At 69.0% G+C, this 25,462-nt stretch carries 25 protein-coding genes and 3 tRNA genes; 10 read left to right on the forward strand and 18 right to left on the reverse strand.

Annotation, left to right across the window (positions count from 1 at the left end):
• Positions 1 to 80: 80 nt before the first annotated feature.
• Complete coding sequence (locus tag ASG12_RS02835; RefSeq protein WP_055784938.1) at positions 81 to 1,058, reverse strand: NAD(P)H-quinone oxidoreductase; 978 nt, start codon at positions 1,056 to 1,058, stop codon at positions 81 to 83.
• 190 nt (positions 1,059 to 1,248) lie between these two features.
• Here ASG12_RS02835 and ASG12_RS02840 point away from each other — a divergent pair, with 190 nt between their 5' ends.
• Positions 1,249 to 1,821 carry a MarR family winged helix-turn-helix transcriptional regulator gene (locus ASG12_RS02840; RefSeq protein WP_156377896.1) on the forward strand — a complete coding sequence of 191 codons (573 nt, stop codon included), beginning with the start codon at positions 1,249 to 1,251 and terminating at the stop codon, positions 1,819 to 1,821.
• A 33-nt stretch (positions 1,822 to 1,854) separates the two neighbouring features.
• Here ASG12_RS02840 and ASG12_RS02845 read toward each other — a convergent pair whose 3' ends face one another.
• Positions 1,855 to 2,817: an alpha-1,2-fucosyltransferase gene (locus ASG12_RS02845; protein ID WP_055784943.1), complete on the reverse strand. Its 963-nt coding sequence runs from the start codon at positions 2,815 to 2,817 to the stop codon at positions 1,855 to 1,857.
• A gap of 85 nt (positions 2,818 to 2,902) precedes the next feature.
• On the opposite strand from ASG12_RS02845, the gene ASG12_RS02850 reads away from it, so the two are divergent.
• A tRNA-Ser gene (locus ASG12_RS02850) sits at positions 2,903 to 2,989 on the forward strand.
• A gap of 90 nt (positions 2,990 to 3,079) precedes the next feature.
• Here ASG12_RS02850 and ASG12_RS02855 read toward each other — a convergent pair.
• The 8 genes from ASG12_RS02855 to ASG12_RS02890 form a co-directional block, all read right to left on the reverse strand.
• The gene (locus ASG12_RS02855; RefSeq protein ID WP_055787489.1) at positions 3,080 to 3,574 is read right to left on the reverse strand and encodes a MarR family winged helix-turn-helix transcriptional regulator; all 495 of its coding nucleotides are present in this window, start codon (positions 3,572 to 3,574) and stop codon (positions 3,080 to 3,082) included.
• Positions 3,567 to 4,646, reverse strand: a complete 1,080-nt coding sequence (locus tag ASG12_RS02860) for an alkene reductase (RefSeq protein WP_055784946.1) — start codon at positions 4,644 to 4,646, stop codon at positions 3,567 to 3,569. Before ASG12_RS02860 ends, ASG12_RS02855 begins: the two co-directional genes overlap by 8 nt.
• Before the next feature lie 53 nt (positions 4,647 to 4,699).
• The gene (locus ASG12_RS02865) at positions 4,700 to 5,608 is read right to left on the reverse strand and encodes an NADP-dependent oxidoreductase (RefSeq protein WP_055784949.1); all 909 of its coding nucleotides are present in this window, start codon (positions 5,606 to 5,608) and stop codon (positions 4,700 to 4,702) included.
• A gap of 212 nt (positions 5,609 to 5,820) precedes the next feature.
• Complete coding sequence (locus tag ASG12_RS02870) at positions 5,821 to 6,699, reverse strand: glycosyltransferase (RefSeq protein WP_055784952.1); 879 nt, start codon at positions 6,697 to 6,699, stop codon at positions 5,821 to 5,823.
• Positions 6,700 to 6,748: 49 nt separating this feature from the next.
• Positions 6,749 to 7,462, reverse strand: a complete 714-nt coding sequence (locus tag ASG12_RS02875; RefSeq protein ID WP_045821104.1) for a CPBP family intramembrane glutamic endopeptidase — start codon at positions 7,460 to 7,462, stop codon at positions 6,749 to 6,751.
• A 4-nt stretch (positions 7,463 to 7,466) separates the two neighbouring features.
• A complete protein-coding gene (locus ASG12_RS02880) occupies positions 7,467 to 8,627 on the reverse strand; it encodes an NAD(P)H-binding protein (protein ID WP_055784954.1) in 1,161 nt (386 codons plus the stop codon).
• A gap of 96 nt (positions 8,628 to 8,723) precedes the next feature.
• Positions 8,724 to 9,773, reverse strand: a complete 1,050-nt coding sequence (locus ASG12_RS02885) for a magnesium transporter CorA family protein (protein ID WP_055784957.1) — start codon at positions 9,771 to 9,773, stop codon at positions 8,724 to 8,726.
• Between the two features lie 11 nt (positions 9,774 to 9,784).
• Positions 9,785 to 10,879 (reverse strand): D-alanine--D-alanine ligase family protein, encoded by a 1,095-nt coding sequence (locus tag ASG12_RS02890; protein WP_055784960.1) that lies wholly within the window; start codon positions 10,877 to 10,879, stop codon positions 9,785 to 9,787.
• Between the two features lie 103 nt (positions 10,880 to 10,982).
• Between ASG12_RS02890 and ASG12_RS02895 the strand changes: the two genes are divergently transcribed.
• The 3 genes from ASG12_RS02895 to ASG12_RS02905 are packed head-to-tail and all read left to right on the forward strand — an operon-like array spanning position 10,983 to position 14,712.
• Positions 10,983 to 12,314 carry a UDP-N-acetylmuramoyl-tripeptide--D-alanyl-D-alanine ligase gene (locus ASG12_RS02895; protein ID WP_055784964.1) on the forward strand — a complete coding sequence of 444 codons (1,332 nt, stop codon included), beginning with the start codon at positions 10,983 to 10,985 and terminating at the stop codon, positions 12,312 to 12,314.
• 26 nt (positions 12,315 to 12,340) lie between these two features.
• Positions 12,341 to 13,465, forward strand: a complete 1,125-nt coding sequence (locus ASG12_RS02900) for an acyltransferase family protein (protein WP_443089079.1) — start codon at positions 12,341 to 12,343, stop codon at positions 13,463 to 13,465.
• Positions 13,462 to 14,712, forward strand: a complete 1,251-nt coding sequence (locus tag ASG12_RS02905) for a hypothetical protein (RefSeq protein WP_443089071.1) — start codon at positions 13,462 to 13,464, stop codon at positions 14,710 to 14,712. The genes ASG12_RS02900 and ASG12_RS02905 overlap by 4 nt, the downstream gene beginning before the upstream one ends.
• 155 nt (positions 14,713 to 14,867) lie before the next feature.
• On the opposite strand, the gene ASG12_RS02910 is transcribed toward ASG12_RS02905, so the two are convergent.
• Both ASG12_RS02910 and ASG12_RS02915 read right to left on the reverse strand, forming a co-directional pair.
• Positions 14,868 to 16,250 carry an alpha/beta hydrolase gene (locus tag ASG12_RS02910; protein WP_235455937.1) on the reverse strand — a complete coding sequence of 461 codons (1,383 nt, stop codon included), beginning with the start codon at positions 16,248 to 16,250 and terminating at the stop codon, positions 14,868 to 14,870.
• A 112-nt stretch (positions 16,251 to 16,362) separates the two neighbouring features.
• A complete protein-coding gene (locus ASG12_RS02915) occupies positions 16,363 to 16,797 on the reverse strand; it encodes an acyl-CoA thioesterase (RefSeq protein WP_235455939.1) in 435 nt (144 codons plus the stop codon).
• Between the two features lie 227 nt (positions 16,798 to 17,024).
• Between ASG12_RS02915 and ASG12_RS02920 the strand changes: the two genes are divergently transcribed.
• Positions 17,025 to 17,984 carry an alpha/beta hydrolase gene (locus ASG12_RS02920; protein ID WP_055787506.1) on the forward strand — a complete coding sequence of 320 codons (960 nt, stop codon included), beginning with the start codon at positions 17,025 to 17,027 and terminating at the stop codon, positions 17,982 to 17,984.
• Positions 17,985 to 18,000: 16 nt separating this feature from the next.
• On the opposite strand, the gene ASG12_RS02925 is transcribed toward ASG12_RS02920, so the two are convergent.
• Complete coding sequence (locus ASG12_RS02925; RefSeq protein ID WP_055784967.1) at positions 18,001 to 18,492, reverse strand: MarR family winged helix-turn-helix transcriptional regulator; 492 nt, start codon at positions 18,490 to 18,492, stop codon at positions 18,001 to 18,003.
• A 119-nt stretch (positions 18,493 to 18,611) separates the two neighbouring features.
• On the opposite strand from ASG12_RS02925, the gene ASG12_RS02930 reads away from it, so the two are divergent.
• Positions 18,612 to 19,562: an NADP-dependent oxidoreductase gene (locus ASG12_RS02930; RefSeq protein ID WP_055784970.1), complete on the forward strand. Its 951-nt coding sequence runs from the start codon at positions 18,612 to 18,614 to the stop codon at positions 19,560 to 19,562.
• A 5-nt stretch (positions 19,563 to 19,567) separates the two neighbouring features.
• Here ASG12_RS02930 and ASG12_RS02935 read toward each other — a convergent pair whose 3' ends face one another.
• Positions 19,568 to 19,777, reverse strand: a complete 210-nt coding sequence (locus ASG12_RS02935; protein WP_055784972.1) for a hypothetical protein — start codon at positions 19,775 to 19,777, stop codon at positions 19,568 to 19,570.
• 58 nt (positions 19,778 to 19,835) lie between these two features.
• Positions 19,836 to 20,918 (reverse strand): histidinol-phosphate transaminase, encoded by a 1,083-nt coding sequence (hisC, locus tag ASG12_RS02940; RefSeq protein WP_055784975.1) that lies wholly within the window; start codon positions 20,916 to 20,918, stop codon positions 19,836 to 19,838.
• 101 nt (positions 20,919 to 21,019) lie between these two features.
• Here hisC and ASG12_RS02945 point away from each other — a divergent pair.
• Together ASG12_RS02945 and ASG12_RS02950 are read left to right on the forward strand one after the other, a co-directional pair.
• Positions 21,020 to 21,111: transfer RNA gene (locus ASG12_RS02945), tRNA-Ser, on the forward strand.
• Between the two features lie 46 nt (positions 21,112 to 21,157).
• Positions 21,158 to 21,230: transfer RNA gene (locus ASG12_RS02950), tRNA-Arg, on the forward strand.
• A gap of 121 nt (positions 21,231 to 21,351) precedes the next feature.
• Here the strand turns inward: ASG12_RS02950 and ASG12_RS02955 are convergent.
• A complete protein-coding gene (locus ASG12_RS02955) occupies positions 21,352 to 22,284 on the reverse strand; it encodes an aldo/keto reductase (RefSeq protein WP_055784977.1) in 933 nt (310 codons plus the stop codon).
• 19 nt (positions 22,285 to 22,303) lie between these two features.
• Positions 22,304 to 23,515: an FAD-dependent monooxygenase gene (locus tag ASG12_RS02960; RefSeq protein WP_055784980.1), complete on the reverse strand. Its 1,212-nt coding sequence runs from the start codon at positions 23,513 to 23,515 to the stop codon at positions 22,304 to 22,306.
• A 77-nt stretch (positions 23,516 to 23,592) separates the two neighbouring features.
• Between ASG12_RS02960 and ASG12_RS02965 the strand changes: the two genes are divergently transcribed.
• Complete coding sequence (locus ASG12_RS02965) at positions 23,593 to 24,162, forward strand: TetR/AcrR family transcriptional regulator (RefSeq protein WP_055784983.1); 570 nt, start codon at positions 23,593 to 23,595, stop codon at positions 24,160 to 24,162.
• Positions 24,163 to 24,181: 19 nt separating this feature from the next.
• Here ASG12_RS02965 and ASG12_RS02970 read toward each other — a convergent pair whose 3' ends face one another.
• Positions 24,182 to 25,411: a hypothetical protein gene (locus ASG12_RS02970; protein WP_055784986.1), complete on the reverse strand. Its 1,230-nt coding sequence runs from the start codon at positions 25,409 to 25,411 to the stop codon at positions 24,182 to 24,184.
• Between the last annotated feature and the right edge of the window lie 51 nt (positions 25,412 to 25,462).

Consider the following 25,462-nt stretch of genomic DNA (forward strand, 5'->3'; position numbering starts at 1 on the left):
GTCGATCGGGCATTTCCAGGCATCGATCGGGCAGTTAAGTTCGTCGATCGGGCAGGTAACTGCGTCGACCGGGCAGGAACTCAGATCGTGAGCAGCACCTTGCCGATGGCGTCGCCGCCGTCGAGGTGGCGGTGCGCGGCATCGGCGTCGGCGAGTGCGAAGGTGCGGTCGATGATCGGACGGATCGAGCCGTCGGCGACCTTCGGCCACGTCGCCTCCCGTACCCCGTTCATCACCGCGATCTTGCCGGTCGGGCCGTCGACGGGACGCCCGCGCAGGTTGGTCGCGGCGACCGTGGCGCGCTTGGTGAGCATCGCGCCGAGGTTCACTTCCGCGGTCGCGCCGCCCTGGAGCCCGATGACGACGAGTCGGCCGCTGTCGGCGAGGGCGGAAATGTTCTGCTGCAAGTACTTCGCCCCCATGATGTCGAGGATGACGTTCGCGCCACCGAGCTCCGACACGACCTTTACGAAGTCGTCGTCGTGGTAGTTGATGAGGGTGGTGGCGCCGAGGTCGGCGCAGAAATCGAGCTTGCGTTGCGATCCCGCGGTCACCGCGATGCGGGCGCCGAGTGCGCGCGCGAACTGGATCGCGTGGGTGCCGATCCCGCTCGCGCCGCCCTGGATCAGCAGGAGGTCGTCGGCGGCGAGACCGGCGGTCATCGACAGGTTCGACCACACGGTGGCCGCGACCTCGGGCAGCGCCGCGGCCGAGACGAGGTCGAGCGACTCCGGCACGGGGAGCACCTGACCGGCCGGTACGGCGACGAACTCGGCGTAGCCACCGCCGGCGAGCAACGCGCAGACCTCGTCGCCGACGGCGAGGCCGGTCACCCCCTCACCGCGTTCGGCGACCGTCCCCGACACCTCTAGGCCGAGGATCTCGCTGGCCCCGGGCGGCGGCGGATACAGGCCCTGTCGTTGCATGAGGTCGGCACGGTTGACCCCGGCCGCGACGACGGCGATGACGACCTCGCCGTGACCGGCGGAGGGCTTCGGGGCGGTGGTGGGTTCGAGGACGGCGTCGGATCCGTCGCCGCGGACGGCGATCGTGCGCATGGAGGTCACCCGTCATCTCTACCCCGTCACATCGGCGGGTACACGCGAGCCGCGGGTCGTGGCCGCTGCGACACAGAGTTAGCCGCGCGAAGTAGAGCGTTCGTCCGACTGTTTTCCGTCGCCGTGAGTCGTATCGTTCGATGACGTCGCGAACTGTTTGTCGCACGACGCCGTCGACTCCGGGGGTCACATGTTCAGCATCGGTCAGCAGACGGACGAGGCCCCGAACGGGGTCGACTCCGACGCCTGGTCGGGCCCGTCGGCGTCCTCGAACCTCCACTCCGTCACCGACGATCGCTCGCACGACGCGACATCCGACAGCGAGTCGATGTCGCCCGAGGAGCAGCGGTCGTGGCGCGCCTTCGTCGACGGCACCCACGCGCTGCTCGTCACCCTCGACAAGGCCCTCGTCTGCGATGTCGACCTCGCGCTCGGCGAGTTCCTGCTGCTCACGGCGTTGTCGGAGAACGACTCGATGCGCATGTCGGACCTGTCGAGCAGTGGTCTCGGATCGCGGAGCACCATCTCGCGGCAGGTGTCGCGGCTGGTCGGTATCGGTGACATCGCCCGGCTGCCCGATTCCACCGATGCCCGCAATCGCCTGGTCAGCATCACCGATCGCGGTCTCGAGCATCTGCGTGTCGCCGAGGTCGATCACTCCCGACGCGTCCGCAAGCATCTGCTCGCCCACATCAGCACCGAACAACTCGACGAGCTCGGCAGCATCTTCACCCGCGTGCGCGACGGTCTCGAATCCGACTGACCGGCCCCGCCGAGCAGTCGGTGGCCCCGGCCGTCAGAGCCGCTTGTCCAGCGTGAGCCAGTGCGGGAGCAGGAGGTCGGTGGCGGCATGGCCGGCGTCGTGCCAGGGCCTCGGCGCGACGACGGGACAGCTCGGGTCGCGCCGACTCATCACCCACGCCGCCCACCAACTGAACGACGAGTTGCTCATGATCATGCCGTGTCCCGCCGCCATCGCGGCGAGCGTGGTGACCGGTCCCATCGCCAGCTCGGGGTCGTAGATCTCGGCGTCGGCGAGGAAGTCGAAGTCGGGGGCGAGCAGCTCGGGGCTGTCGGTGAAGAGGACCTGCGTCGACGGAAGGCCGGCCACCCGGTGCATCGCCGCACGGAAGTATCCCGGTCCGGCGAGGCCGTGGATCCCTCTGTTCTGGGCCTGCAGGTAGTCGCCGCGCCGTATGTGCACGGTAAGGAAGTCGCCCGGTAGCGCCGGACTGTCGACGCGTGCGCGTGCGAAGGCCGACTCGAGGATCTCGAACAACTCGTCGGCAGCCTCCCCGAAATAGCGCGGACTCTGGAAATACCCGGACAGCGTGGTCCCCGGCGTGATCGCGTCGATCGACGGGTCGACCTCCCGGCTCGCCGGCCGGAACACCGGCGCCCGCGAGATCCGCAGCCGCGCGAGCGGCGGCATCGCGGCCGCGACCCGGTGGCGCAACCCCACCGAACCGTCGGCGGCGGCGCGGGGGTAGTCGAGATTGACCAGCGTGCCGGGTAGCCCGAGTGCGTCGATCTCGAACGAGCGCTGCGCGTAGCTGCAGAACGCCGACACGTCGATGTACAGCGGGCAGCCCAGTCGCCGTGATTGCGCGAAACCTGCTGCGTACTCGAAGAGTTGGTTTCCCAGACCCCCACCGATCTGGTGCACGCAGATGCCGTCGGCGATGTCGCGTGGCGAGACGTGCGGTGCTGCCGACGCGGGTCCGACCACCACAGGGTCGCGATCACCGGCGGTGTCCATACACACGACACTAACGATCGGTCACGTGCCCGTGCCATCACCCTCGACGAGCCCGATGCGGGTCTGACGTACCCTTCTCGGCGAAGGAAGTGTGGCAGAGCGGCCGAATGCACTCGCCTTGAAAGCGAGCGTCAGTTAACCCTGACCGGGGGTTCAAATCCCTCCACTTCCGCCGATGGATGCCGCGATTCGCGACGTTTGCGCGGACCGCGGCGTGTTCCGGTGTCGCCCACGAGGCGGGACGGACTGTGCGCGGTGGCGTTCATGGTGCATCGCTCTCGGTGGGCCCGGCCTGCGACAGTCGGGCGTTGATGGAGTCGACGATCGTGCGTGCCGTCGCCACCAGCGACGCGCACTGGCCGGGTGTCAGGTCGGCGGTGGTGACCTCGTCGAGGTCGCGCCACATCGCGGCGATCGGTTCACGCATCGCCTCGCCTTTGGCGGTGAGGTGATTGACCGAGACGCGGCGGTCGTACTCGGCGGGCGAACGAGTCACGAGGCCGGCATCGTGCATGCGCCGCAACGCTTTCGACATGGTGGAGTGGTCGACACCGACGTTGGCGACCAGATCGGACTGGGTCTGGCCGTCTCGTTGATGCAGGTGCATGAGGATCAGTTCCTGCCCGGGGTGCAGGTCGAGCCGCCTCAGCAGCGCCGAGGCATAGCCGCGATGCGCGCGAGCGAGCTGAAAGATCGCGTAACTCACGTTCGCTTCATCGAAGACAGCTCCGGGGGATGGTGCGGTGGGATCAGACATGTGCCCCATTCTCGGCCCGCCAGGTCGGGTAGTCGGTGTACCCCGCCGCGCCTCCGCCGTAGAACGTGCTCGGGTCGGGTTCGTTGAGCGGTCCGCCCTGTCGGAGCCGGGCCACGAGATCGGGGTTGGCCAGGGCGAGACCGCCGATGGCGATGAGATCGGCGACACCGCTCTCCACATCGGCAACGCGGGTGGCGATGTCGGCGCCCGCGCGGTTGAGGATCACCGTCGTGGGCCACAGGTCCCGGATGGTGGTCAGGAGGGCGTCGTCGCCGGAATGCATGACGTGGAGGTAGGCGAGATGCAATGGGGCGAGCGCGGCCGCGAGTGCCGGGTAGAGCTCGCTGGTGTCGGATTCGGCGATGTCGTTGAAGGTGTTACCGGGGGAGATGCGGAAACCGGTGCGATCAGAACCGATTTCGTCGGCGACCGCGGTGGCGACCTCGACGGCGAAGCGGATCCGGTTGTCGAGCGAACCGCCGTAGGCGTCGGTGCGATAGTTGGTGTTGTCGGAGAGGAACTGCTGGATCAGGTACCCGTTGGCTCCATGGATCTCGACCCCATCGGCGCCGGCGGCGATCGCCGCGGCGGCGGCCTCGCGGAAGTCGTCGACGGTCTGCGCCACTTCCCGGCCCGACAGTTCCCGCGGCTGTGGAATCGGCTGCATTCCCGTCGCGGTGAACATCGACGCCTCGGGGGTGATCGCCGACGGCGCGACCGGCCGGCGTCCGTGCGGGGTGTTGTCGGGGTGTGAGACCCGCCCGACGTGCATCAGTTGGATGACGATCTTGCCGCCGGCGGCGTGCACCGCGCTGGTGACCTGGCGCCAGCCTGCGACGTGGGCGTCGGTGTAGATGCCGGGGGTCAGGAGGTAGCCCTGGCCGTCGTCGGACGGTTGGGTGCCTTCGGTGATGATCAGTCCGGTCGAGGCCCTCTGGGCGTAGTACTCGGCGTTCAGTTCGGTCGGAACGCCTTCGGGTGTGGAGCGGTCGCGGGTCATCGGGGCCATCGCGATGCGGTTGGCGACATCGGTCGCGCCGACAGTGGCCGGGGTCCAGAGTGCGTCGTACATGAGAGGTCCTTTGGTGTGGAGGGGTGGCGTCGGATGGGTGGGGACGTGCGAGGTCACGCGATGGTCAGCGCGAGCTTTCCCCGTGTGTGGCCGCCGTCGCTCGCGTCCTGGGCCGCGGCGGCCTGTTCGAGCGGATAGGTGGTGACCGTGGTGATGAGGCTCCCGTCGGCGGCGTCGCGGGCAAGCTCCGCGAGGCGTCTCGGCGAGCGTGGCGTGGGCCCGCTGACGAAGGTGATCCCGAGCTCGTGGGCGCGGAAGTCGGCGATGGTGGCGATCCGATCCGTGCCGCCGCGGAGCGTGATCGAGTCCTCCAGGGCGCCTTTGCCCGCAAGATCGAACACCGCGTCGACACCGTCGGGTGCCAACTGCTCGACGCGGTCGACGAGCCCGTCGCCGTAGAGGGTGGCGGTGGCTCCGAGCGATGCGAGGTACAGCTGATTGCCCTGTCCGGCGGTCGCGATGACGCGGGCACCGCGTGCGGCTGCGAGTTGCACGGCGATGGTGCCGACGGCCCCGGCGGCGCCGTGGAGCAGCACCGTCTCCCCGGCCGTGACCTCGAGCAGATCGAGAACCCGTTCGGCCGTCGCGCCGGCGATGGGAAGCGACACGGCCTGTTCCCAGGGGAGTTCGGCCGGTTTGACCGCGATCTCCCCGACTGCCGCGAGGGCGTACTCCGCGTAGCCGCCGGTGGACGACCAACCGAACACCTCGTCCCCGACGGCGATGTCCTCGACGCCGTCGCCGATGGCATCGACCACCCCGGCGACCTCGAAGCCGGGAATGGAGGGGAACGCCGTCGTGATGGCGGTCATGGAGCCCGAACGGATCTTCCCGTCGAGCGCGTTCACCCCTGCGGCCCGCACCCGAATGCGAACCTGGTCCGGACCGACCTGCGGTACGTCGACCTCGGCGAGGTGCAGTTCCGATGTGGTTCCGAACCGATCGAACTGAATGGCCTGCATGGGGGTCTCCTCGGAATAATCGTTTTATGTGGCTGGCCAAACAATAACAGGATATGTGTGGCTGGCCAAGTAATATCGAGGATGTGGCCGTCCAGTAGTGGATGAGTACAGCTCACCGGGCTCCGACGGACCCGCCCTCGGATGGACCGGGTGTGGACGCGCCCGTCTATGGCGTGGTCGTCAGGCGAGAGATTCCTGAGCGGATTCGGCTCTCAGGCCGTCCGTCGCAGGGCCGCGGCCGCATCGGATGCGGCGGCACGGAGAACCGCCACCTCGAAATCGGCCTGGATCAGTCCTGCGCCGAGGCGGGCACGCAGCGACGACCGCGACGACGGTGGGCCGATCGCGGTGCCGAGTGCTCGGAGGACCAGGAAGATGGCGGTGTCGAGGACGAGCAGGGGCGCACAGCGTCGGCGTTGGCGAAAACTCGACGTCCCGTACCTCCGGTACTGCTCGCGCAGTTCGGCGAATCGCTCACGGGGATGCCACACCACACGCGTGGTCGGGTCGACGGCGAACGCCACGCCGAGATCGGTGGCACGAGAACACAGCCCGACGTCGGCGCCACCGCGAATCTCTTCGAACCCGCCTGCCCGCCAGAAGAATTCACGATCGATGCCCAGATTGCAGGCGGGGTAGAAGCCGGCGTGGGCGTAGGTGCGGGCGCTGAACGGGTTGAGGTGGCGGGCGATCGCGGCGGCGATGTCGGCGGTCTGCTCGACCTCGATGTCGGAGTACGAGATCACCGGACGGTCGGCGTCACGCAGCGCGTCACGATGCGATTCCAGCCAGCCGTCCAGCGCACGACACCGGGTGTCGAAGAACACGAGCGCGGTGGTCGTGGCGAGCGCGGCGCCGAGGTTGCGCGCGCCGTAGGGCCCGGGCGCATGGGAGTTGAGCAGCAGGCGAACGCCGAGGCGGGCACAGATCTCGGCGGTCGCGTCGCACGAACGGTCGTCGATGACGACGATGTCGTCACCGGGTCGCAACTGTGGCAGCACCGAGGTCAGGCAGTCCTCGATCAGGTTCTCGGCGTCCTTGGCCGCCACGATGACCGACAGGGTGATGTCACCGGATACCGATGCGTCCATACGAACGCAGTTTACGACCGAATGAACAGGTCTGCCGGGTACGCCGGATTCAGACCCCGAACATGGGCGGCAGCGCCAACAGGATCACCGCGGTCCACGCCACGTGGGTGAGCATGGGCGCGAGGATGCCGTCGGTGGCACGGCGCTCGATGGCGGCGACCAGACCCAGCAGGATCGCGGCGAAACCGAGCATCGGGTTGCCGCTGGCCAGCGTGACCACGATGTAGATCAGGGTCGAGAAGATCACCGGGTAGTGCCGGCCCAGCGCCGAGTAGAGGGCGCCGCGGAAGAACATCTCCTCGGCGATGCCGTTGACCAGCGCGATGACCACGACGACGGTCAGATTGCCCTTGGTGGCGTGTTCGAAGACGTTGGCGATCAGATCGTGGATCGGCGGGATGAGGCGCACCACCAGTCCGCCGAGGACGAAGACGAGCCCGAGCCCGAGGCCGACGCCGAGACCGGTCAGCACCGGGCGTCGCCGGTGGCCACGCCACGTGATGCGACCGAGGTGCAGCGGTCGCGACAGTGCCGCCCCGATGACCCACGTGGCGGCCAGGGCGAGGGTGTAGACGTAGAAGATCGACGCGCCGGGCTCGGTCGAGAGCGACAACGCCAGGAACACGCTGCCGATCAGCAGGAACACCACGACCACGATGCGCCGTCGGCGGATCACGGCCGGATCCTCGCCCGGGTGACTGGGCTCGCGGTGCAGCACCGCGCCACGCAACTCGTCCCAACCCTGAGTGACCATCGTCGTCATCGTGTCACCGTCCTACGCGCGGCGCGATCTTGTTGAAGGACGACAGCGCCAGATCCACGCCGGTGCGGACCGCGCCGGCCGCCGTTCCGTTGGACAACACGAGACCCGCACCGAGCTTCTCCACGTGATCCCATCCGCCCGAGCCGAACAGGGTCGAGGCGACACGGCGCACCCGCAGCAGATCGCCACCGGCCCACACCGGGTCGGAGTCGGCCAGGTGATGGATGTCGGTGAGCTGGTTGACCGGCAGCGCCGGTCCGCTCGCCACGGACCGCTCGACCGCCTCGGTCACGGTGAGCAGACCGCCGGGCGGGTCGGGCACGATCGACCGGATCCGGTCCTCCGAGGCGTACATCGGGTAGTCGAGCGACGCGACGAGGTCGGCGGTCAGACCGGTCGGGACGGGCACCAGCGAACTGCTGACCAGAGACGCCAACCCGGTACCGAATCCCCGCAGCGGCAACGGGATACGACGACGATGCGCTGCGGCCAGGTAGGCGAACAGCAGCTCGCGGTAGCTCGACTTGTTGGCCCCGGCGACGTCGTAGTCGCCGGCGGGCAGGGTGTCGGGATCGGCTGCGGCGACGAGGTAGTAGCAGATGTCGCGCACCGAGATCGGGTCCATCTTGTTGTCGGCCCAGGCCGGCAGCGGGATCACCGGGAGGCGGTCGGCGAGATAGCGGACGAGCTCGAACGAGGTCGACCCGGCGCCCACCACGACCGCCGCGCGCAACCACACCAGTTCGGGACCGTCGTCGACGCGCAGATGATCGGCGACCTCGGCGCGACTCTCCAGGTGCTCGGAGAGCTTCTCGCCGTCGGGCACGAAACCGCCGAGATAGACGATGCGCGAGACGCCGGCGTCGCGGGCCGCCTCGGCGACGTTGCGGGCCGAGGTGTTGTCGGTGCTGCGGAAGTCGGACTGCCCGATCGCGTGGACGAGGTAGTACACGACGTCGACGTGGCCGATCGCGCCGAAGGCGGTGGCCGCGGCGGTCCGGTCGGTGGCGTCGAGAGCCACAGGCAACACGTCGTCGTACCAGCCGAACGCGGCCAGACCGTCGGGCTTACGGGACGCCGCGACCACCTCGTGCCCCGCGGAGAGCAGTTCGGTGATCAGTCGTGATCCCACGTAGCCGGTTGCACCGGTGACCAGTACTCGCATGCCTCCACGGTACGGACCGGTACGTCCGCATCGGGTGTGAGATACCGCTCCGCCGAGAGCGGAATGCCCGCGGTGACACGTGGCGTGACGTGCGGATCAGAGCCAGTCGCGGCGCTTGAACAAGACGTAGAGGACCACCATCGTGGTCAGCAGCAGTACGACACTCGTGACGAAACCGGCGGTGTGGTCGAACCCGGGGAAGGGCACGTTCTGACCGTAGAAGCCGGTGATGGCCGTCGGCACGGCGATGATCGCCGCCCACCCGGTGAGCTTCTTCATCACCGTGTTCAGCCGTGCGTCCTGCAGCGACAGGTTCGTCTCGAACACGGTGGTCACCATGTCGCGCAGCGATTCGGTCCACTCCGTCGCCCGCAGCACGTGGTCGTAGAGGTCGGTGAACTCGGGGTCGAGCCGGTCGGACGAGCCGAGTGCGTCGCGCCGACGCTGGATCAGCGACACCACCTCCCGCATCGGCAGCACCACCCGGCGCAGCGCCACCAGGTTCTTGCGCAGCAGGTAGGTGCGGCGCTGCAGCGATCGCGACCCCGTCGAGTCGTCGAACAACATGCTCTCGAGATCCTCGATCGCGTCGTCGAGTTGCTGCACGGCCTCGAAGTGACCATCGACCACGACGTCGAGGAGACCGTGCAGCAGCGACCCCACCCCGCGCTCGAGACCCCCGATCTCGGCCCACCGCGCGACGACGTCGTCCATGTCGAACACCGCCGACCGGTCGTCGGCCGCATCGCGCCCCGCCGTGAGGCGGACCGTGATGAGCGCGTTGCCCACGATGAACATCGAGATCCGTTGCACCTTCAGTGCGTTCTCGGCGAACTCGACATCGAGCTCGGAGTCCGGCGAGGCTGCCGCGCCGTCGAACGCCACCGCGTACACGGTGATGAACGTGTGGTGCGCGTAGCCCGTCGCCTTGACCCGTTCCGACGCCGCGAGCGCATCCTCGACCGCCCAGCGGTTGAGGTCGAGTTCGTCGGCGAGGGCGCTCAGCGTCTCGTGCGACGGGTCGACGAGATCGGCCCAGATCATGGTGGAGGGGTCGTCGATGCAGTCCGACACCTTCGCCAACTCGAAACCGTCGACGGGTTCGCCGTCGCGCCAGATCTGTCCGCGTACCTTGTTGTCGTCCACGGTGTGCGGCGTCAGTGCGAGGTCGAGAAACCGGACCGACGGCGGTGGCGGGCCAGCGCCAGGTCGACCAGACGGTCGATGAGGTCCCGGTACGGCAGGTCGGTCGCCTCCCACATCTTCGGGTACATCGACGACGGCGTGAAGCCGGGAATCGTGTTGACCTCGTTGAGGAGCCAGCCCCGACCGCCCTCCTCGTAGAAGAAGTCGGCGCGCGCCATCCCCGAGCAGCGCATCTCGGTGAACGCCGAGACGGCCAGCGCGCGGACCTCCGCGATCTCGTCGTCGGTCAGCTTCGCCGGGATCTGCAGTCCCGCAGTGCCGTTGAGGTATTTGTCGGCGTAGTCGTAGAACTCTGCACCGGGCAGCACCTCGCCGGGCAGCGACGCCTCGGGTGCCTCGTTGCCCAGCACCGCGACCTCGATCTCCCGTCCGGTGACGGCCTCCTCGAGGACGATGACCTCGTCGTAGGTCAGCGCCAGGTCGATCGCCGCGGTCAGCTCGGCGGCGTCGTGCGCCTTCGAGATCCCCACCGAGGAACCGAGATTCGCGGGCTTGACGAACAGCGGCACGCCGAGTTCGGCGATCGCGCGGGCCTCGAGCTCGGCGCGGTCACCGATGCCGTCGCGGTATTCCAGCCACCGGCACTGCGGGATCCCCGCCTGCGCCGTGACGACCTTGGCCATCGCCTTGTCCATGCACACCGCCGACGACAGCACCCCGCTGCCGACGTAGGGGACGCCGGCGAGCTCCAACATGCCCTGCACGGTCCCGTCCTCGCCGTGCGGACCGTGCAGCAGCGGCAGCACGACCACCGGCAGATCACCCTCGGCGACGGCGGCCAACGGTTGCAGTGCCGTGCCGACAGGCTCGAGGTGATCGGGCAGCGCGCGTTGCTCGGCCATGGCGGCGATGGCGGCGTCGTTGCGGGTCCAGGCCCCCTCGCGGGTGATCCCGACGGGAACGATCTCGTAGCGGTCGCGATCGGCGGCGGCGAGGACGTGCGCGGCCGTGACACACGACACGTCGTGTTCGGCCGAGACTCCGCCGAACAGGACCACCAGGCGGTGACGATCAGGCGATCCGCCGGTGGTGGCGGGGGTCAGCATGCCCTCACCATACGGTTGCCCGCCCGTCGGTCGCGAGGGACGTGCCCGGCACCGCCGAACGGGTTCGGCGGGGGGCAGCGCTGCCGCGGAGTAGTTTCGATGCGTGCAATTCACAGCAACGGAGGTGGCCGCGGCGACCGGTGGTCGGCTGATCGGCCCCGACACGACGGTGTCGGGCGCCGGTATCGACTCGCGCACCATCACCGCCGGTCAGCTGTTCGTGCCGATCGTCGCCGCACGGGACGGTCACGAGTTCATTCCCACCGCGGTGGCCGCGGGAGCGAGCGCGACCCTGGCCTCGACACCGGTCGATGACCCCGGGGTGACGGTTGTCGAGGTCGACGACACCGCGACGGCGCTCGCGCGCCTCGGTACGGCGGCCCGCGCTCGTGTGACCGGCCCCGTCATCGGCGTCACGGGTTCGGTCGGCAAGACCTCGACCAAGGATCTCCTCGCCCGTGTCCTGTCGACCGAGCTGCGGACCGCGGCCAACGAGCGTTCGTTCAACAACGAACTCGGCCTGCCGCTGACCCTGTTCAACGCCCCCGATGACACCGAGGCCGTCGTGGTGGAGATGGGCGCGCGCGGTGTCGGCCACATCGCGACACTCTGCGAGATCGCCCATCCGACGATCGGTGTCGTGACCCGGGTTGACGGCGTGCACCTCGAACTGTTCGGCGACATCGCCTCGATCGTGCAGGCCAAGGGAGAGCTCATCGCGTCTCTCCCCGACGACGGTCTCGCCGTGCTCAACGCCGATCAGGCGGAGGTGGTGTCGATGGCGGCACGCACCTCGGCGCGTGTCATCGCCTACGGTTCGGCGCCCACCGCCGACGTCCGCGCCACCGACATCCGCGTCGACGCCGAACTCCGACCCACCTTCGTGCTGCACACCCCGTGGGGGTCGATCGAGGTGTCGATGCAGGCGCGCGGCCGCCACCAGGTCCACAACGCGCTCGCCGCGGCGGCGGTCGCCGGCGGGATCGGGCTCGGTGTCGATCGCATCGCCGAAGGACTGTCGGGTGCGGCGATCTCCGGTCTGCGGATGGAGCTGTCGCGCACCGACTCCGGAGTGCAGATCCTCAACGACTCCTACAACGCCAACCCGACGTCGATGGTCGCCGCATTGGAGGCGCTCGCCGGGCTGACGGGCAACCGCAAGCTCGCCGTCCTGGGTGTGATGGCCGAACTCGGCGGCACCGCGCGCGCCGAACACCTCGCGATCAGCGACCGCGCCGCCGAACTGGGAATCGACGTGATCGCCGTCGATGCGCCGGATTACGGTCCGCGCGCCACCCACGTCGCCGACATCGACGACGCCGTGCTGGCCCTCGGCGATCTCGGGGACGGCGACGCAGTGCTGGTGAAGGGCAGTCGGGTCGCCGCGCTCGAACGCGTCGCGCAGGCCCTGCTCACGACCACGGGCGCGCACTGAGCGAGACGGCGAACGCCGCCCCGGCGCTGCGCCTCTCGTCGTCGCTCACCGGGATCCGCGGTGTCGCGGCGCTTCTGGTGTGCGCCTCGCACGCGGCCTTCTGGACCGGCCACTACACCGACGACCTACCGGGTCGGATCCTCGCGCGCCTCGAGGTCGGCGTGCCGATCTTCTTCACGCTGTCGGGTTTCCTGCTGTTCCGCCCGTGGGTCTCGGGTCTCGCGAACGGCACCGGCTCGCCGTCGCTGCGGCGCTACGCCGATCACCGGGTGCGCCGCATCCTGCCCGCCTACTGGGTCACGGTGCTCGTGGTCTACGCCGTCTACGCGTGGTTCCGCACCGACGACTCCGAGTTCGGCCAGGGCGTCGGAGGCCTGCTCCGTAATCTCACGCTCACCCAGATATACGGTTTCGGACACCTGCACACCGCGCTCACACAGATGTGGAGTCTCGCGGTGGAGGTCGTGTTCTACCTCGCGCTGCCCGCCATCGGGTGGGTGGTCACCGCGCTCGTCTGTCGACGCCGGTGGCGCCCCGATCTGGTGCTGATCAGCCTGGTGGCGCTGTTGACGATCTCGCCGCTATGGGCGCTGGCGACCCACAGCGGGTCGGGCATCGATCCCACCGCGCGGCTGTGGCCACCGGCATTCCTCAGCTGGTTCGTCGGCGGGATGATCCTGGCCGTCGCCGTGCAGCTGTCGGTGCGTGCCCACCCGACGCTCCTCGTGCTGATCGCCGTTCTGCTCTTCCAGCTCAGCTGCGCCGATTTCGCCGGCGAACCCACCATCACCCCGACGACGATGTCGGCCACCGTCATCAAGCTCATGCTGTACCTGGGCGCCGCGATGTGCCTCGTCGGCGCCCTCGTCCTCGGACCGCCGGGCTCGTGGATCGACCGCCTGCTGTCGCGGCCGATGATCGTGTGGCTCGGCGAGATCTCCTACGAGTTCTTCCTCACCCACCTCCTCGTGCTGGAGATCGTGATGGACGTCCTCGACTACCGCACCTTCACCGGGTCGACGATCGGCGTGTTCGTGGTGACGACGGTCATCACCGCCCCGATCGCGTGGGCACTGCACCGCGTGACGTCGATCATCTGGCGTCGTCCCAGCGGTCGAGAGCGCGTCCGATCCGTACCATCGACGGTGTGACCAGCCCCGATCGCGACACCCCGGACCGGCCCGAGGCCACTCGTGCCGACACCCCCGGGGTCGACGCCGCCGCGATCCGACGCTGGTGCGAGCGCTCGATCATCCCGGGCCCACATCCCGAACTGTCCGACTCCGCCGCCGTCGTCATCGCCTCGGGCCACCTCACCGAACCCGCCCGCGCGATCATGATCCGCCGCATGTCCTCCGGGCTCCCGATCCCCACGGCGCAGGCCGTCCTCGGGGGCGATCGCGGCGGCTTCGGTGAGCTGCGCAGGATGCACCGCACCATCAACGCCATCGAGGCCCAGCTCGGCAACCCGATGATCCCGGGCATGGTGGCGCCGGTGCTGCGGAGTCGTCGCAACACGTTCGTGCGTCGGCTCGACGACGCCCGCAAATCCCTCGTCAACGGCAAGGGCATCTTCTCGACCAGCATCCGCGGGATCCGGCGCGAACGCCGCGAGGGTGTCCACCTCGAACTCGCCGACCGCGAGCGGTTGTTCCTCGGACTCACCTACACCCCGACACCCAACGTCGATTCCGGCGGTTACGTCCGTCGCGCCGGGACCGCCGCGATCGATCGCGTCGCCGGGATGGTCGGATCCGCCGCCGCCAGAGCGGGACTCGAGCGCGGCCACCGGTGGGTCGCCGAGCTCGTCGGGGACACCGACACCTTCACCACCTCCGACGACGCCCGCTTCGTCGACGGCTACGAGACCATCCTGTTCGCCGCCGGCTCGTTCTACGACCGGGTGATGCGCTGCCCGGCATGGCATTCCGAACATTTCCAGATCCAACGCACCGCGGTCGACCTGCACGCCGAACTCGCCGACATCGCCGCCGACGTGATCGCCCTGCGCACCATCCGCATCGATCTCGACGCCAGCCGGCGCGCCGCCGGATTCGACGCCGACTTCACCTCGCACATCGACGGACGCGAGGGCGCGCTGCGGCCGGTGTGGGGTGAACTCGTCGAGCGGGTCGCCGCACTGGCGTCGGTGGCCGAGGTGGTCGAGTCCGCCGCGGTGGAGCTGCGGGTGCTCGCGGAGTTCGCGCACACCGCCACCATCGACGACCGCATCGACCGTCTCGTCGCGCGTGCGGGCGATCGGGAGATCTCGGCGGACAACACCCAGCGACTCGCCGAACAGGTGCGTTCCGGCGAAGAGCAACTGCGCATCTACCGGGACGTGTTGCAGGGCAACATCCTCCGTCTGTCCTCGACCGAGGGCCCCAAGCCCCGCTGACCCCTGGGCACCCCACCCCGTCAGTTGGGCACGTAACGCCATCAGTTGGGCACGTAACTCCGTCAGTTGGGCAGGTGGCCGAGCACGTGGGGCGCGGGTGCCCAATTGCGGTCGTTACGTGCCCAACTGCGGTCGTTACGTGCCCAACTGGCGTGTCAGGAGCCCGCGACACCGATCTGGTGGGAGATCCACGGCAGGGTGTCCTGCAGTGCGCCCGCGGCGAACTGCCATGAGTGTCGGCCGGGCCGGGTGTCGATGGTGCAGGTGATGTCGACCTTCCGGTTGTCGGCGCACAACGTCGCGGCGGCCTGCGACTGATCGTTGGTCCCCCCGTCACCGCGCCCGCCGAGACCGGCACCCGCGCCGCCCTGCTGCCCACCGGGCGGATGCTTGCCGCCGCCGTGGAACGCGTGGTTGCCGTGCCACCGCTGCATCCCCTTCTGGTCGGCCTCCTCATACCGAGCCGAGACCCCGACGTACGGCCCATGACGTGTCATCACCGTCGCCGGGTCGAACGAGGCTGCCGCCGAGGCGTTCCCACCGAAGAGTCGCTGCACGCTCTGGGCCGCGGTGCCCGCCACAGGGGCCGCGTCACCCGCGATGTCGACGTAGCTCGAGAAGAGGTCGGGGTGCATCACGGTCAGATCGACCGAGCACGTGCCGCCCATCGACCATCCGACGATGCCCCACTGCGCCGCCGACGACGCGGTGTGGAACTGCGAGATCACGGCCGGGCGGACCTCGTCGGTGAGATGGGTCGCGACGTTGCCGCGCGGACCGTTCACGCACTCGGTGTCGTTGTTGAACGAGCCCCCGGCGTCGACGAACGCGAGCACCGGTGCCTCACCGCCGTGCTTCGTCGCGTAGGTGTCGGCGATCGAGATGGCGTCGCCGGTGCGGATCCAGTCCGACGGGGTGTTGAACTCGCCGGCGATCATCATCACCACGGGCAGCGCGGGCGGAGTCGCGCCGCGGAACCACGCGGGCGGGAGGTAGACGTATTCGGTGCGATGCGCGAAGTGGCTGATCGAGTCGGTGGTCGTCATCGGGACGACCGCACCCTTCGTGCGCGTGGTGGAGCGCAGTGACGGCAGGGCGGATGCCGACACCTGATCGGGCAGTGGTCCGGCGGTGATCGCACCCCAGGCGGCCGACAGCGACGGGTAGTAGCCCACCCACTGGTTGAGGATGACCGAGGTCGTGAGGACGGTGAGCAGCACCGCCACCAGCGTCACACCGCGTCGCCACCACCGCGCCGTCGTGAAACCCAGGACGAGTACCGCGAGCGCACCGACGCTCAGGCCCACCCAGACCCACAGCTGCCAGGGGGCGGGGTCGGTCGCGAGGCCCTCGGAGTCGAAGTAGAGGTGCACGGCCCACGCGCCGGCCACGGCCACGACGACGGCGATCGGGAACCACAGGAGGCGCCAGCGGCGCGTCCTCCATCCGATGGCGACGACGAGGACGACGGCGGCGAGAATCTGCAGGGTGAGCGGGAACCACCCGTCGAGCAGGGACACACCCTGGTGTGGCGACACAGGCCCGACACCGATTGTGCCCGCGTAATCGGTTGCGGGACTGTGAGTTTCCTGGGAACCGAAAGCGGACGGAACGGCGGAAAACGGACGAAGCGGCGAGTGGGCAGCGGGGTCAGGCGGGGCGCGACCAGGTCGACAGGTGCCCCTTCTCCTCGGCGGTGAGGCGACGGAGGGTGTGGTTCTCGATGTCGACGACGGCCATCTGCGTCGTGGCGGTGCACGCCGGTGTGGAGCCTGCTGGGTCATCGGCCGCGCCGATCTCGTAGCCGATCACGAAGTCGACCGACCGGTACCGGTCGATCCACATCCCGATGCGCAACGGACCGTCCCGATGCGTGAGGCGCCGATGGAACCGCACGCCGACGGTCACGATCATCGCGCTGGTGATCAGGGGTCGGTACTCCGCGCCCGCGCTGAGCAGCCACGCCACCCGCGCCTCCTCCATCAGGGTGACCAGGCGGGCGTCGTTGATCGCGCCGGTGCTGTCGGCGTCGGACCACCGGACCCCGACCGCGGCCTCGAACGCGAACGCGTCGGGTTCGAGCACGGTGGCGCCTCCGTTGCGTCGTGGTGGCCCAATCGTGACCGACCTGAAGTATGCCGATCCACGATAGATCGCTGTTCGGCGCCGGATCGCTCGGTACTCTCGCTGTAGTGAAGTGCGGCTCGAGGTCGCGTCGGGGGAGGTGATCGGCCGTGAGGGGTTCTCAGATGTCACGACATGGTGTGGGTGTGCGTGCTCGGGGGTTGCTCCGTGCCGCCGCCCCGATCCTGATGGCGGCCGGACTCGTCGCCGGGTCCGGTGTGCTCGTCGGGCCGATCGCGTCTGCCGCCCCCGCGCCGAAGGCGGCGACCCTCGACACCGTCACCAAGGTCACGCCACGGCACCTCGACCTCACCATCGATTCCCCGGCCATGCGCGGCAAGGTCAGCGTCTCGGTGCTGCTGCCCCGCGACACGTCGGCCTCGCGGTCGACGGTCTACATGCTCGACGGTGCGGGCGCGACCGGCGCGGTCAGCGACTGGATCACCAAGGGCAACGCGGTGAAGTTCTTCGAGGACAAGAACGTCAACGTGGTGCTGCCGTCGGGCGGCAAGGGTTCGTTCTACACCGACTGGGACCGCAAGGACCCTGTGGTCGGCCAGCCGATGTGGGAGACGTTCCTGACCCAGGAGCTCCCCCCGCTCATCGATCAGTACTACAACGGCAACGGCCGCAACGCGATCGTCGGCCTGTCGATGGGCGGCCAGGCCGCGCTCGCCCTCACCTTCCGTCACCCGAACCTCTACACCGGTGCCGCGTCGCTCAGTGGCTGCCCGCCGGTCAGCGGTCTGCTCAACGAGGCCTACGTCCGCGCGACCGTGGCACGCGACGGCGGCGACGCCACCAACATGTGGGGCCCGATCCAGGGACCGAACTGGGCCGCGCACGACCCGAGCCTGCACCTGGACAAGCTGCGCGGGAAGAACCTGTACATCTCGGCCGGGTCGGGGGCCATCGGACCGCTCGACTTCACCGCACCGCTCGATCCGGGGATGTCGCGCCAGCAGCAGCTGTTCGCCGCGTCGGGTCTGGAGAGCGGCGCCTACCGATGCTCGTTGGAGTTCGCGGTCACCCTGCGCGCCAACAACGTCCCCGCGACGGAGAGCTTCCCGTTGATCGGTACTCACTCGTGGGCCTACTGGTCGCGTGACCTGCCCGAACTATGGCCCACCATCGCCCGAGGGCTCTAGCCCGGAGCGTTCCCGCTCAGCGCCGTCGTGCGGCCGATCGTGGTGGCGCTGAACGCATGTGCGTCAGCACCGGTGACAACAGGCTCGCCAGCGTCTGTGGGTCGTCGGCCGACATCGGTCCGAAGAGCTGATCCCGCAGCACCGCGGTGTGCCCGGGCAACACCGCGGCCAGGCGGTCACGGCCGCTGTCGGTGATGGACACCGTCACGCCGCGCTCGTCGTCTTTCGACGGCGCACGGGTCACCAGACCCGCCTTCTCCAGTAGTCCCGCCTGGTAGGTCAACCCGCTGCGGCTGTACACGACGCCGTCGGCGAGATCGGTCATCCGTTCGCTGCCCGTCGGTGAGTTCAGCCCCAGGCGTGCCAGGAGCTGGAACTGCACGTAGCTGAGCTCTCCCGCGTCGCGGAGCTGCTGCTCCACCGCGTGCCGGAGCAGGCCGGCCACATCCATCAACGCGAGGTAGGCCTCCAGCTGGATCCGCTCGAGGGGTGCGGGGTGGTCGGACATCCCCCGAGCCTACGACCTGCTTCGCATTCGAAACACTTGCTTCGAATTCGCACTAGGTCTAACGTTCTCCTGGTGCTTCGAATTCGCAGCACATCGAGAATGCGAGAGAGGTCGAAACCATGAAGGCACTGCGATTCCACGAGTACGGAAGCCCCGACACCCTGCGGTACGAAGAGGTCGACCGGCCGGAGCCCGCCGAGGGCCAGGTGCGGATCCGTGTCGCCGCGACGTCGTTCAACAGCGTCGACGGCACCATCCGTGCGGGCGCCATGCAGGGGCCGATTCCGGTCGACCTCCCGCACGTTCCCGGCCTCGACGTCGCCGGTGTCGTCGACGCCCTCGGGGACGGCGCGGACCGGTTCGCCGTCGGTGACCGGGTGATCGGGTTCCTGCCGTTCGCCCCCGACGGTGCATCGGCCGAGTACGTCGTCGCCGCGGTCGACGGGCTCACGCCCGCGCCGACGTCCATCCCTCTCGCCGACGCGGCCGCATTGCCGCTGGTGGGTCTCACGGCCTGGCAGGCGCTGTTCGACCACGCCGGACTACAGGCGGGACAACGGATCCTGATCAACGGGGCCGGTGGTGCGGTCGGCGGCTACGCGGTGCAGTTGGCTGCCGCCGCCGGCGCACATGTCGTCGCCACCGCGGGTCCGTCGAGCCGTGCGCGGGTCATGGCCGCAGGCGCCCACGAGATCGTCGATCACACCGCGACCGATCTGCTCGCCGCGGTGACCGAGCCGGTCGATGTCCTGCTGAACCTGGCGTCGATCGACTCCGACCGTCTCACCGCGCTCGCCGGCCTGGTCGGTGACGGCGGTGTCGTGGTCAACACGACCGTGTGGATGCCCGCCCCGGCCGATCCCGCCCGTGGTGTCCGGGGCGTCGACATGTACGTGCGCAGCGATGCCGCTCAGCTGGCTGAGCTCGCCACCCGGGTCGATCGGGGTGAGTTGACCGTCGATGTCGCAGAACGGGTCTCGCTCACGGGAGTGATCGACGTCCACGCCCGCGCGGCACAGGGTCAGATCTCCGGCAAGGTCGTCGTGGTCGTCGACGACACGGTCGGGTGAGGCGGTCAGCGGGCGTCGCGGCGGGTGGCCAGCAGGTGGATCGCGACGCCGATGATCGGCACGAGCCAGATCAGGGCGAGCCGCTGTCGTCGCGGTCGCGATGCCACCTCGCGGCTCACGAGATCGATCGTGACGTAGACGGCCATCGCGATCCACGCCAGCGTCACCGCCGCGAGTGCGAGCCAGCCGGCGACCTCGAGGTAGTGCGGGAACATGTTGCACCCGCGGGTTCGCGCACACTGGGCGAACCCGAGGCCCTCGGTGCGGGGTGCGTCAGCGATGCTCGCCCGCCCTGTGCTCGCCGGCCCAATTCTCGGCGAACGCGAGGAACACGTCGGTCTCGGCCGCCTCGGTGACCGTGACCCGCACACCGTCGCCGTCGAACGGGCGGATCACGACGCCGTGGTCGATGCTCGCCGCTGCGAAATCGAGAGCGTCGGCGCCCAGATCGATCCACACGAAGTTCGCCTGCGAGTCTGCGACCCGGTAGCCGAGGTCGCGTAGTCGAGCGGTCACACGGTCACGCTCGGCCACGACCGCCTCGGTCCGGGCGAGCAACTCGTCGTCGGCGGCGAGGCAGGCGACGGCCGCGGCCTGCGCGAGCGTGTTGACGCTGAACGGCACGTGCACACGGCGGAGGCCGTCGATGACGGTCGGGTCGGCGATCGCGTACCCGACGCGCAGGCCCGCCAGCCCGTAGGCCTTCGAGAACGTCCGCAGGACGACCAGATTCGGGTAGCGACGGTGCAGCTCGATCGCGTCGTAGTTCTGCGCCTGCGACGGCCGCACGTACTCGATGTAGGCCTCGTCGAGCGCGACCACGATCTCCGGCGGCACGCGGTCGAGGAAGTCGACCAGGTCGTCGGCGGTGACGATGGTGCCGGTCGGGTTGTTGGGGTTGCAGACGAAGATCAGGCGGGTGCGCTCGGTGATCGCCTCGGCCATCGCGGCGAGGTCGTAGGTGTGATCCCCGGTGAGCGGGATCTGGACCGGTGTCGCGCCGGCGACACGGGTCGCGAGCGGATAGGTCTCGAACGACCGCCAACCGAACAGCACCTCGTCGCCGGGTGTCGTGGTGATGGTGATGAGGTTCTGGCACAGGCTGACCGAGCCGCAGCCGGTCTGGATGTTGTCGGGCGTCACACCCAGCTTCTTGGCGAGGGCCTCGGTGAGCTCGACCATCCCGTTGTCGGGATAGCGGTTGAGCGAGGCTGCGGCGTCGGCGATGGCCGCGGCGACGCTGGGCAGCGGCCCGAAGGTGACCTCGTTGCTCGCGAGCTTGACCGATCCGGGGAAGGTCTTGCCCGGCACGTACGCGGGCACGGTGGCCAGATCGGGACGGATTCGTGGTGTCACGTGCTCAAATCTAGGCGGCATATCGCCACGTCACCAACCGGTTTGCTCCGCAAGTCAACCCGTGTGTAACCTTTGCGTTCGGCAGTTCGCAAGGACTCGCTGGAGGCGTGCCAGAGCGGCCGAATGGGATTCACTGCTAATGAATTGTCCCGCTAAAACGGGACCGGAGGTTCAAATCCTCTCGCCTCCGCCACGGCATCGGCCCCTCGCGGGGCCGGACCGCCACAACTGAAAAGCACGCGCCCGTAGCTCAACGGATAGAGCACTTGACTACGGATCAAGAGGTTAGGGGTTCGAATCCCTTCGGGCGCACTCTCACGATGAACCCGCCGACGCACTCAGCGTCGGCGGGTTCGTTCGTTTCCGGGCTCTCGCGCGTCCACCGTTCGCACGCGCGCGGTGGTGGCCGCGCGGATGAGCGGTGGGTGCGCGGTCAGGGGAGCGTGTGTCCGGCAGCGCGGAAGATCCGGTACCACTGCTCGCGGGTGAGGGTGATGTCGGAACCGGCCGTGGCCTCCGACACCCGAGACGGCGTGGTGGTGCCGAGCACCACCTGGATGGTCGCCGGATGCCGGGTGAGCCAGGCCGTCGCGATGCCGGTCGGTGTCACACCGTGCTCGGCCGCGAGGTCGTCGAGCACGTCGTTGAGCTCCGGATAGTTCTCACGGTCGCCGACGAACACCCCGCGTCCAGCCACGCCGGACTGGAACGGCGACCACGCCTGCAGCGTGATGCCGTGGACGCGGGAGAAGTCGAGCAGCCCGTTGTCGCGACTCACCGACTGCTCGAGGTCCCCGACGTTCGCCGCGACGCCGGCGGCGATCAGGGGCGCGTGCGTGACACTCACCTGGACCTGGTTCACCACGAGAGGCTGCGTCACCGCTGTCTGCAGGAGCTCGATCTGGCCCGGCGTGTGATTGGAGACGCCGAACGCGCGCACCTTGCCCGCCGCCTGCAGGGTGTCGAAGGCAGCGGCGACCTCCTCGGGCTCCACGAGGGTGTCGGGGCGATGCAGGAGGAGCAGATCAAGATGGTCGGTGCGCAGCGCGCTGAGGGACTCGTCGACGGTATCGAGGATGTGGCGCGTCGAGAAGTCGTAGAACCCGTCACGGATGCCGACCTTGCTCTGCACCAGCACGCGGTCGCGCTGTGCGGCCGTGAACGACACCGCTGCGCCGAACCTGCGCTCGCACGCGTGCCGCTCGCTGCCGTAGATGTCGGCGTGGTCGAACACGGTGACGCCGTCGTCGAGCGCCGTCTCGACCAGAGTGCGGATCTCCTCGTCGTCGAGGGACTCGATGCGCATCAGTCCGAGGACGATGTGCGATGCGGGCTGCGGAACGGAGGCGATGTCGACGTACTTCATGCCCCCACTATCGGCGACGTCACCGTCGTGCGGTGGCCGATCCCCGTCCTGCTGCGGCGATGGCCTGCTCGGCGAGGTTCTCGGCGTCGTGGGTGTTGATGTCGATGCCTGCGACGATCGCTCCGATCCGCTCGGCCTGCTCGAGACCGGACAGCCCCGTCGAGCGGTAGGTGCGACCCGCCTCACGGGCGCTCTCGCGGACCAGTCGGGTGCGGTCACGTCGCAGATCCTCGTAGACCCGCAACCGCCCCGGGATGTCGGTCGCAGCGCAGTCGCGCAGGACGACGGCAAGTGTCGCCGCGTCCTCGATGGCCTGATTCGCGCCCTGTCCCAGATGCGGGGTGACCGCATGTGCGGAGTCGCCCAGGAGCGCGATCCGATCGGTGGACCACCGTTCGAGGGGTTCGCGGTCGTAGATCCCCCAGCGGAACGTGACGTCCATCGCGGCGATGATGTCGAGCACCCGCTGATCCCATCCGGCGTAGGAGGCCGCGAGTTCCTCGACGTCACCGGGCGCGGTCCAGGACTCGGCGACGTCGAGGTTGCTCGGCGCGAACGCCACCACGTTCAGCAGTGAACCGGCCGAGACGGGGTACACGAGGAAGCTGCGCTGCGGGCCGAGCCACATCGCGCACATGCTCATGTCGATGATGTGCTCGACGCGCTCGGCCGGGATGAGTCCCCGGTAGGCCATCACGCCCTCGCTGACGGGCTCTGCGGGCGTGCTCACCAGCCCCTGCAGTCGGGAGTGGATGCCGTCCGCTCCGAGCACCAGATCGGCCTCGACCACGCTGCCGTCGGCGAACTCCACCGTCACACCGCTGTCCTGTTCGCGGACCGCAACGACCTTGTGACCCAGCCGGAGTGCATCGGTCGGGAGTGCGTCGCAGAGCACCTGCTGGAAGTCACCCCGGTGCAGGAACAGGGTGTGTTCGGGGTCGCCGAAGGACAGTTCCGACGGCTCCCCGGCGATCGGCTCTCCCTGCCAGGTGCGGAACGCGTACCGCGAGAACGTGCCCGCAACGTTCCTGAGCTGCTCGCCGAGACCGAGACCGTCCAGGATCCGAGAACCGTTGGTGGCGATGGACACGCCGGCACCGAGCGCTCTCAGTTCCGACGCCTGCTCGTACACGACGGCGTCGATCCCCTCGGCGCGCAATGCGATGGCCGCGCTCAGTCCGCCGATGCCGGCCCCGACAACCGCCACCCGGAGTGTTCGATCTCGCCTCACGATCTGACCTCCTCGAGAATACCTGTACCGATCGGCACATCTTTGACGGTAGGCGTACCGATCGATACATTCAAGCGATGCCCCGAATGCCCGATCTGGACAAGCGCGCCGAACTGCTCCGCTCGGTGGTGGCGTACCTGCAGGACAACGGGGTGAGCGACCTGTCGTTGGCGCCGATGGCCGAGGCGCTGGGCACGAGCAAGCGAATGCTGTTGTACTACTTCGGTGATCGCGGCGAGCTGCTGAAGCAGGCGTTGGACGCGGCCCGCCCTGATGCCGGTGAGATGTTCGCCGATGTGACCACCGAACACGAGTTCGTCGCCGCCGCGACGACGCTGTGGCGCGCCATTTCGCGGGGCGAGCAACGCCGCAGCGTCACCATGATGCTGCAGGTGCTGAGTCTGGCGAGCACCGATGCCGACACCTACCAGCAGTACGCACGAACGGGTGTCGAGGTGATGCTGGCGCCGATCACCGCGGCCCTGGTCGCACTGGGGCATCCGCGCGCCGACGCGAGAGCCCGCGCGACGCTGGTGGTCTCCGGGTTGCGGGGACTCTGCCAGGACGCGCTCGTCACCGGGCAGCGCGCCCGCATCGATGCCGCGGCCGACCTCGTCATCGCCGCCGCGGTCGCCGCGCCACGGTGAGAGACGCTGCCGTGGAGACTCATCGGGTCAGGTAGACGCCCCACCCCGACGGGCTGATCGGGGTGTAGCACAGTCGGGCGCCGGTCTCGCGACAGCTCGTCAGGCCGGACAGGTCGGCAGGATCGGGATGGGCCGACAGGTAGAGCGCGGCCACGACACCCAGGACGCCGAGTACCAGGCAGCCGATGGCGACGCCCCGACCGGCTCGACCGGTGGATCGACTGGCGGCAGCGACGAGCAGGACGATCACGATCGCCACGGGTGTCACGAGATGACGCTGTCCCGCGAGCGCACCGGACACGAAGATCGTGCCGTAGGCGTAGCTCGCGGCCCCGGTCAGCGCCAGCAGCGAGAACCAGGGGGCGACCGCATCCCACCGCAGCACCGCCATGGTCACGCCGAACGCCGCCACCAGCCACACCGAGGTGACGACGGTCGGGAGCAGCGGTCCGCCGTCGGGGTGGAACAGGCTGCTGAACCCGAAGAGCCAGCCACCCGCGACGCGCTCGACCACCGCCCGCACGGCGAGCTCCACCGACCCGCCGCCGGGGGTGGTGCGCGACGACGACGCGTAGATGATCGCCTGGATGACCGCTCCGGCGATCGCCACCGCAGCGACGACCGCCGACTGCGCCGATCGACCGACCCGCCACCACCGGTAGACGATCACCGGGAGCAGGAGCACGACGACCGGGCCGCTCGTCGCCAACAGGGCGACCGTGACGACCTCGACCACCCGGCCCACCCGCGACCCCGGGTCGTCGCACAGGGCGATGAGGAACAGACCGACACCGCCCACGAAGATGAGGTTGGCGATGTTGCCGTAGACCTCGCTGAGGACAGGGGACACGCACAGCAGGACGAACGCGACGGCGCGGGCCCGCGGGGTCGGCAGCAGCCACGAGAGTCGCTCGGAGAGCACGATCGAGAACAGGCCGAGCGCCACGACCACCGCGGTGACCGCGTACAGCAGCGGCGCGACCGTGAAGGGCAGGGGCGCGTACAGCAGCGCGATCAGTCGAGGGATCACGTGCAGGTACCCCGCGTAGGGAGTGAGCAGGACGTCGAGACCACCGCGGCTGATCTGTTCGGAGAAGAACTGCGCCCCGTCCTCGGCCCAGAACGCCGGGTGGACGATGCGGGCGAACCCTCGGCCCACGAAGAGGATCACTCCCGCGAGGACGAGCACCCGTGTCAGACGTCCGGTGCGGCTCGTGTCGTGACGGGACCCGGTGTCGATCGCGTGCATGCCCGACGTCTACCCGAACGGACGTACCGACACAGGGATTCGCCGCAGATT

Origin of the sequence: Williamsia sp. Leaf354 (assembly GCF_001424365.1) — a bacterium.
Lineage (GTDB): Bacteria > Actinomycetota > Actinomycetes > Mycobacteriales > Mycobacteriaceae > Williamsia_A.

Excerpts from the sequence above, each read along its gene's own strand:
- ASG12_RS02835 (WP_055784938.1), bottom strand. The coding sequence starts at position 1,058 with ATGCGCACGATCGCCGTCCGCGGCGACGGATCCGACGCCGTCCTCGAA.
- ASG12_RS02840 (WP_156377896.1), top strand. The coding sequence starts at position 1,249 with ATGTTCAGCATCGGTCAGCAGACGGACGAGGCCCCGAACGGGGTCGAC.
- ASG12_RS02845 (WP_055784943.1), bottom strand. The coding sequence starts at position 2,817 with ATGGACACCGCCGGTGATCGCGACCCTGTGGTGGTCGGACCCGCGTCG.
- ASG12_RS02855 (WP_055787489.1), bottom strand. The coding sequence starts at position 3,574 with ATGTCTGATCCCACCGCACCATCCCCCGGAGCTGTCTTCGATGAAGCG.
- ASG12_RS02860 (WP_055784946.1), bottom strand. The coding sequence starts at position 4,646 with ATGTACGACGCACTCTGGACCCCGGCCACTGTCGGCGCGACCGATGTC.
- ASG12_RS02865 (WP_055784949.1), bottom strand. The coding sequence starts at position 5,608 with ATGCAGGCCATTCAGTTCGATCGGTTCGGAACCACATCGGAACTGCAC.
- ASG12_RS02870 (WP_055784952.1), bottom strand. The coding sequence starts at position 6,699 with ATGGACGCATCGGTATCCGGTGACATCACCCTGTCGGTCATCGTGGCG.
- ASG12_RS02875 (WP_045821104.1), bottom strand. The coding sequence starts at position 7,462 with ATGACGACGATGGTCACTCAGGGTTGGGACGAGTTGCGTGGCGCGGTG.
- ASG12_RS02880 (WP_055784954.1), bottom strand. The coding sequence starts at position 8,627 with ATGCGAGTACTGGTCACCGGTGCAACCGGCTACGTGGGATCACGACTG.
- ASG12_RS02890 (WP_055784960.1), bottom strand. The coding sequence starts at position 10,879 with ATGCTGACCCCCGCCACCACCGGCGGATCGCCTGATCGTCACCGCCTG.
- ASG12_RS02920 (WP_055787506.1), top strand. The coding sequence starts at position 17,025 with ATGGCGGCCGGACTCGTCGCCGGGTCCGGTGTGCTCGTCGGGCCGATC.
- ASG12_RS02925 (WP_055784967.1), bottom strand. The coding sequence starts at position 18,492 with ATGTCCGACCACCCCGCACCCCTCGAGCGGATCCAGCTGGAGGCCTAC.
- ASG12_RS02930 (WP_055784970.1), top strand. The coding sequence starts at position 18,612 with ATGAAGGCACTGCGATTCCACGAGTACGGAAGCCCCGACACCCTGCGG.
- ASG12_RS02935 (WP_055784972.1), bottom strand. The coding sequence starts at position 19,777 with ATGTTCCCGCACTACCTCGAGGTCGCCGGCTGGCTCGCACTCGCGGCG.
- ASG12_RS02955 (WP_055784977.1), bottom strand. The coding sequence starts at position 22,284 with ATGAAGTACGTCGACATCGCCTCCGTTCCGCAGCCCGCATCGCACATC.
- ASG12_RS02965 (WP_055784983.1), top strand. The coding sequence starts at position 23,593 with ATGCCCCGAATGCCCGATCTGGACAAGCGCGCCGAACTGCTCCGCTCG.
- ASG12_RS02970 (WP_055784986.1), bottom strand. The coding sequence starts at position 25,411 with ATGCACGCGATCGACACCGGGTCCCGTCACGACACGAGCCGCACCGGA.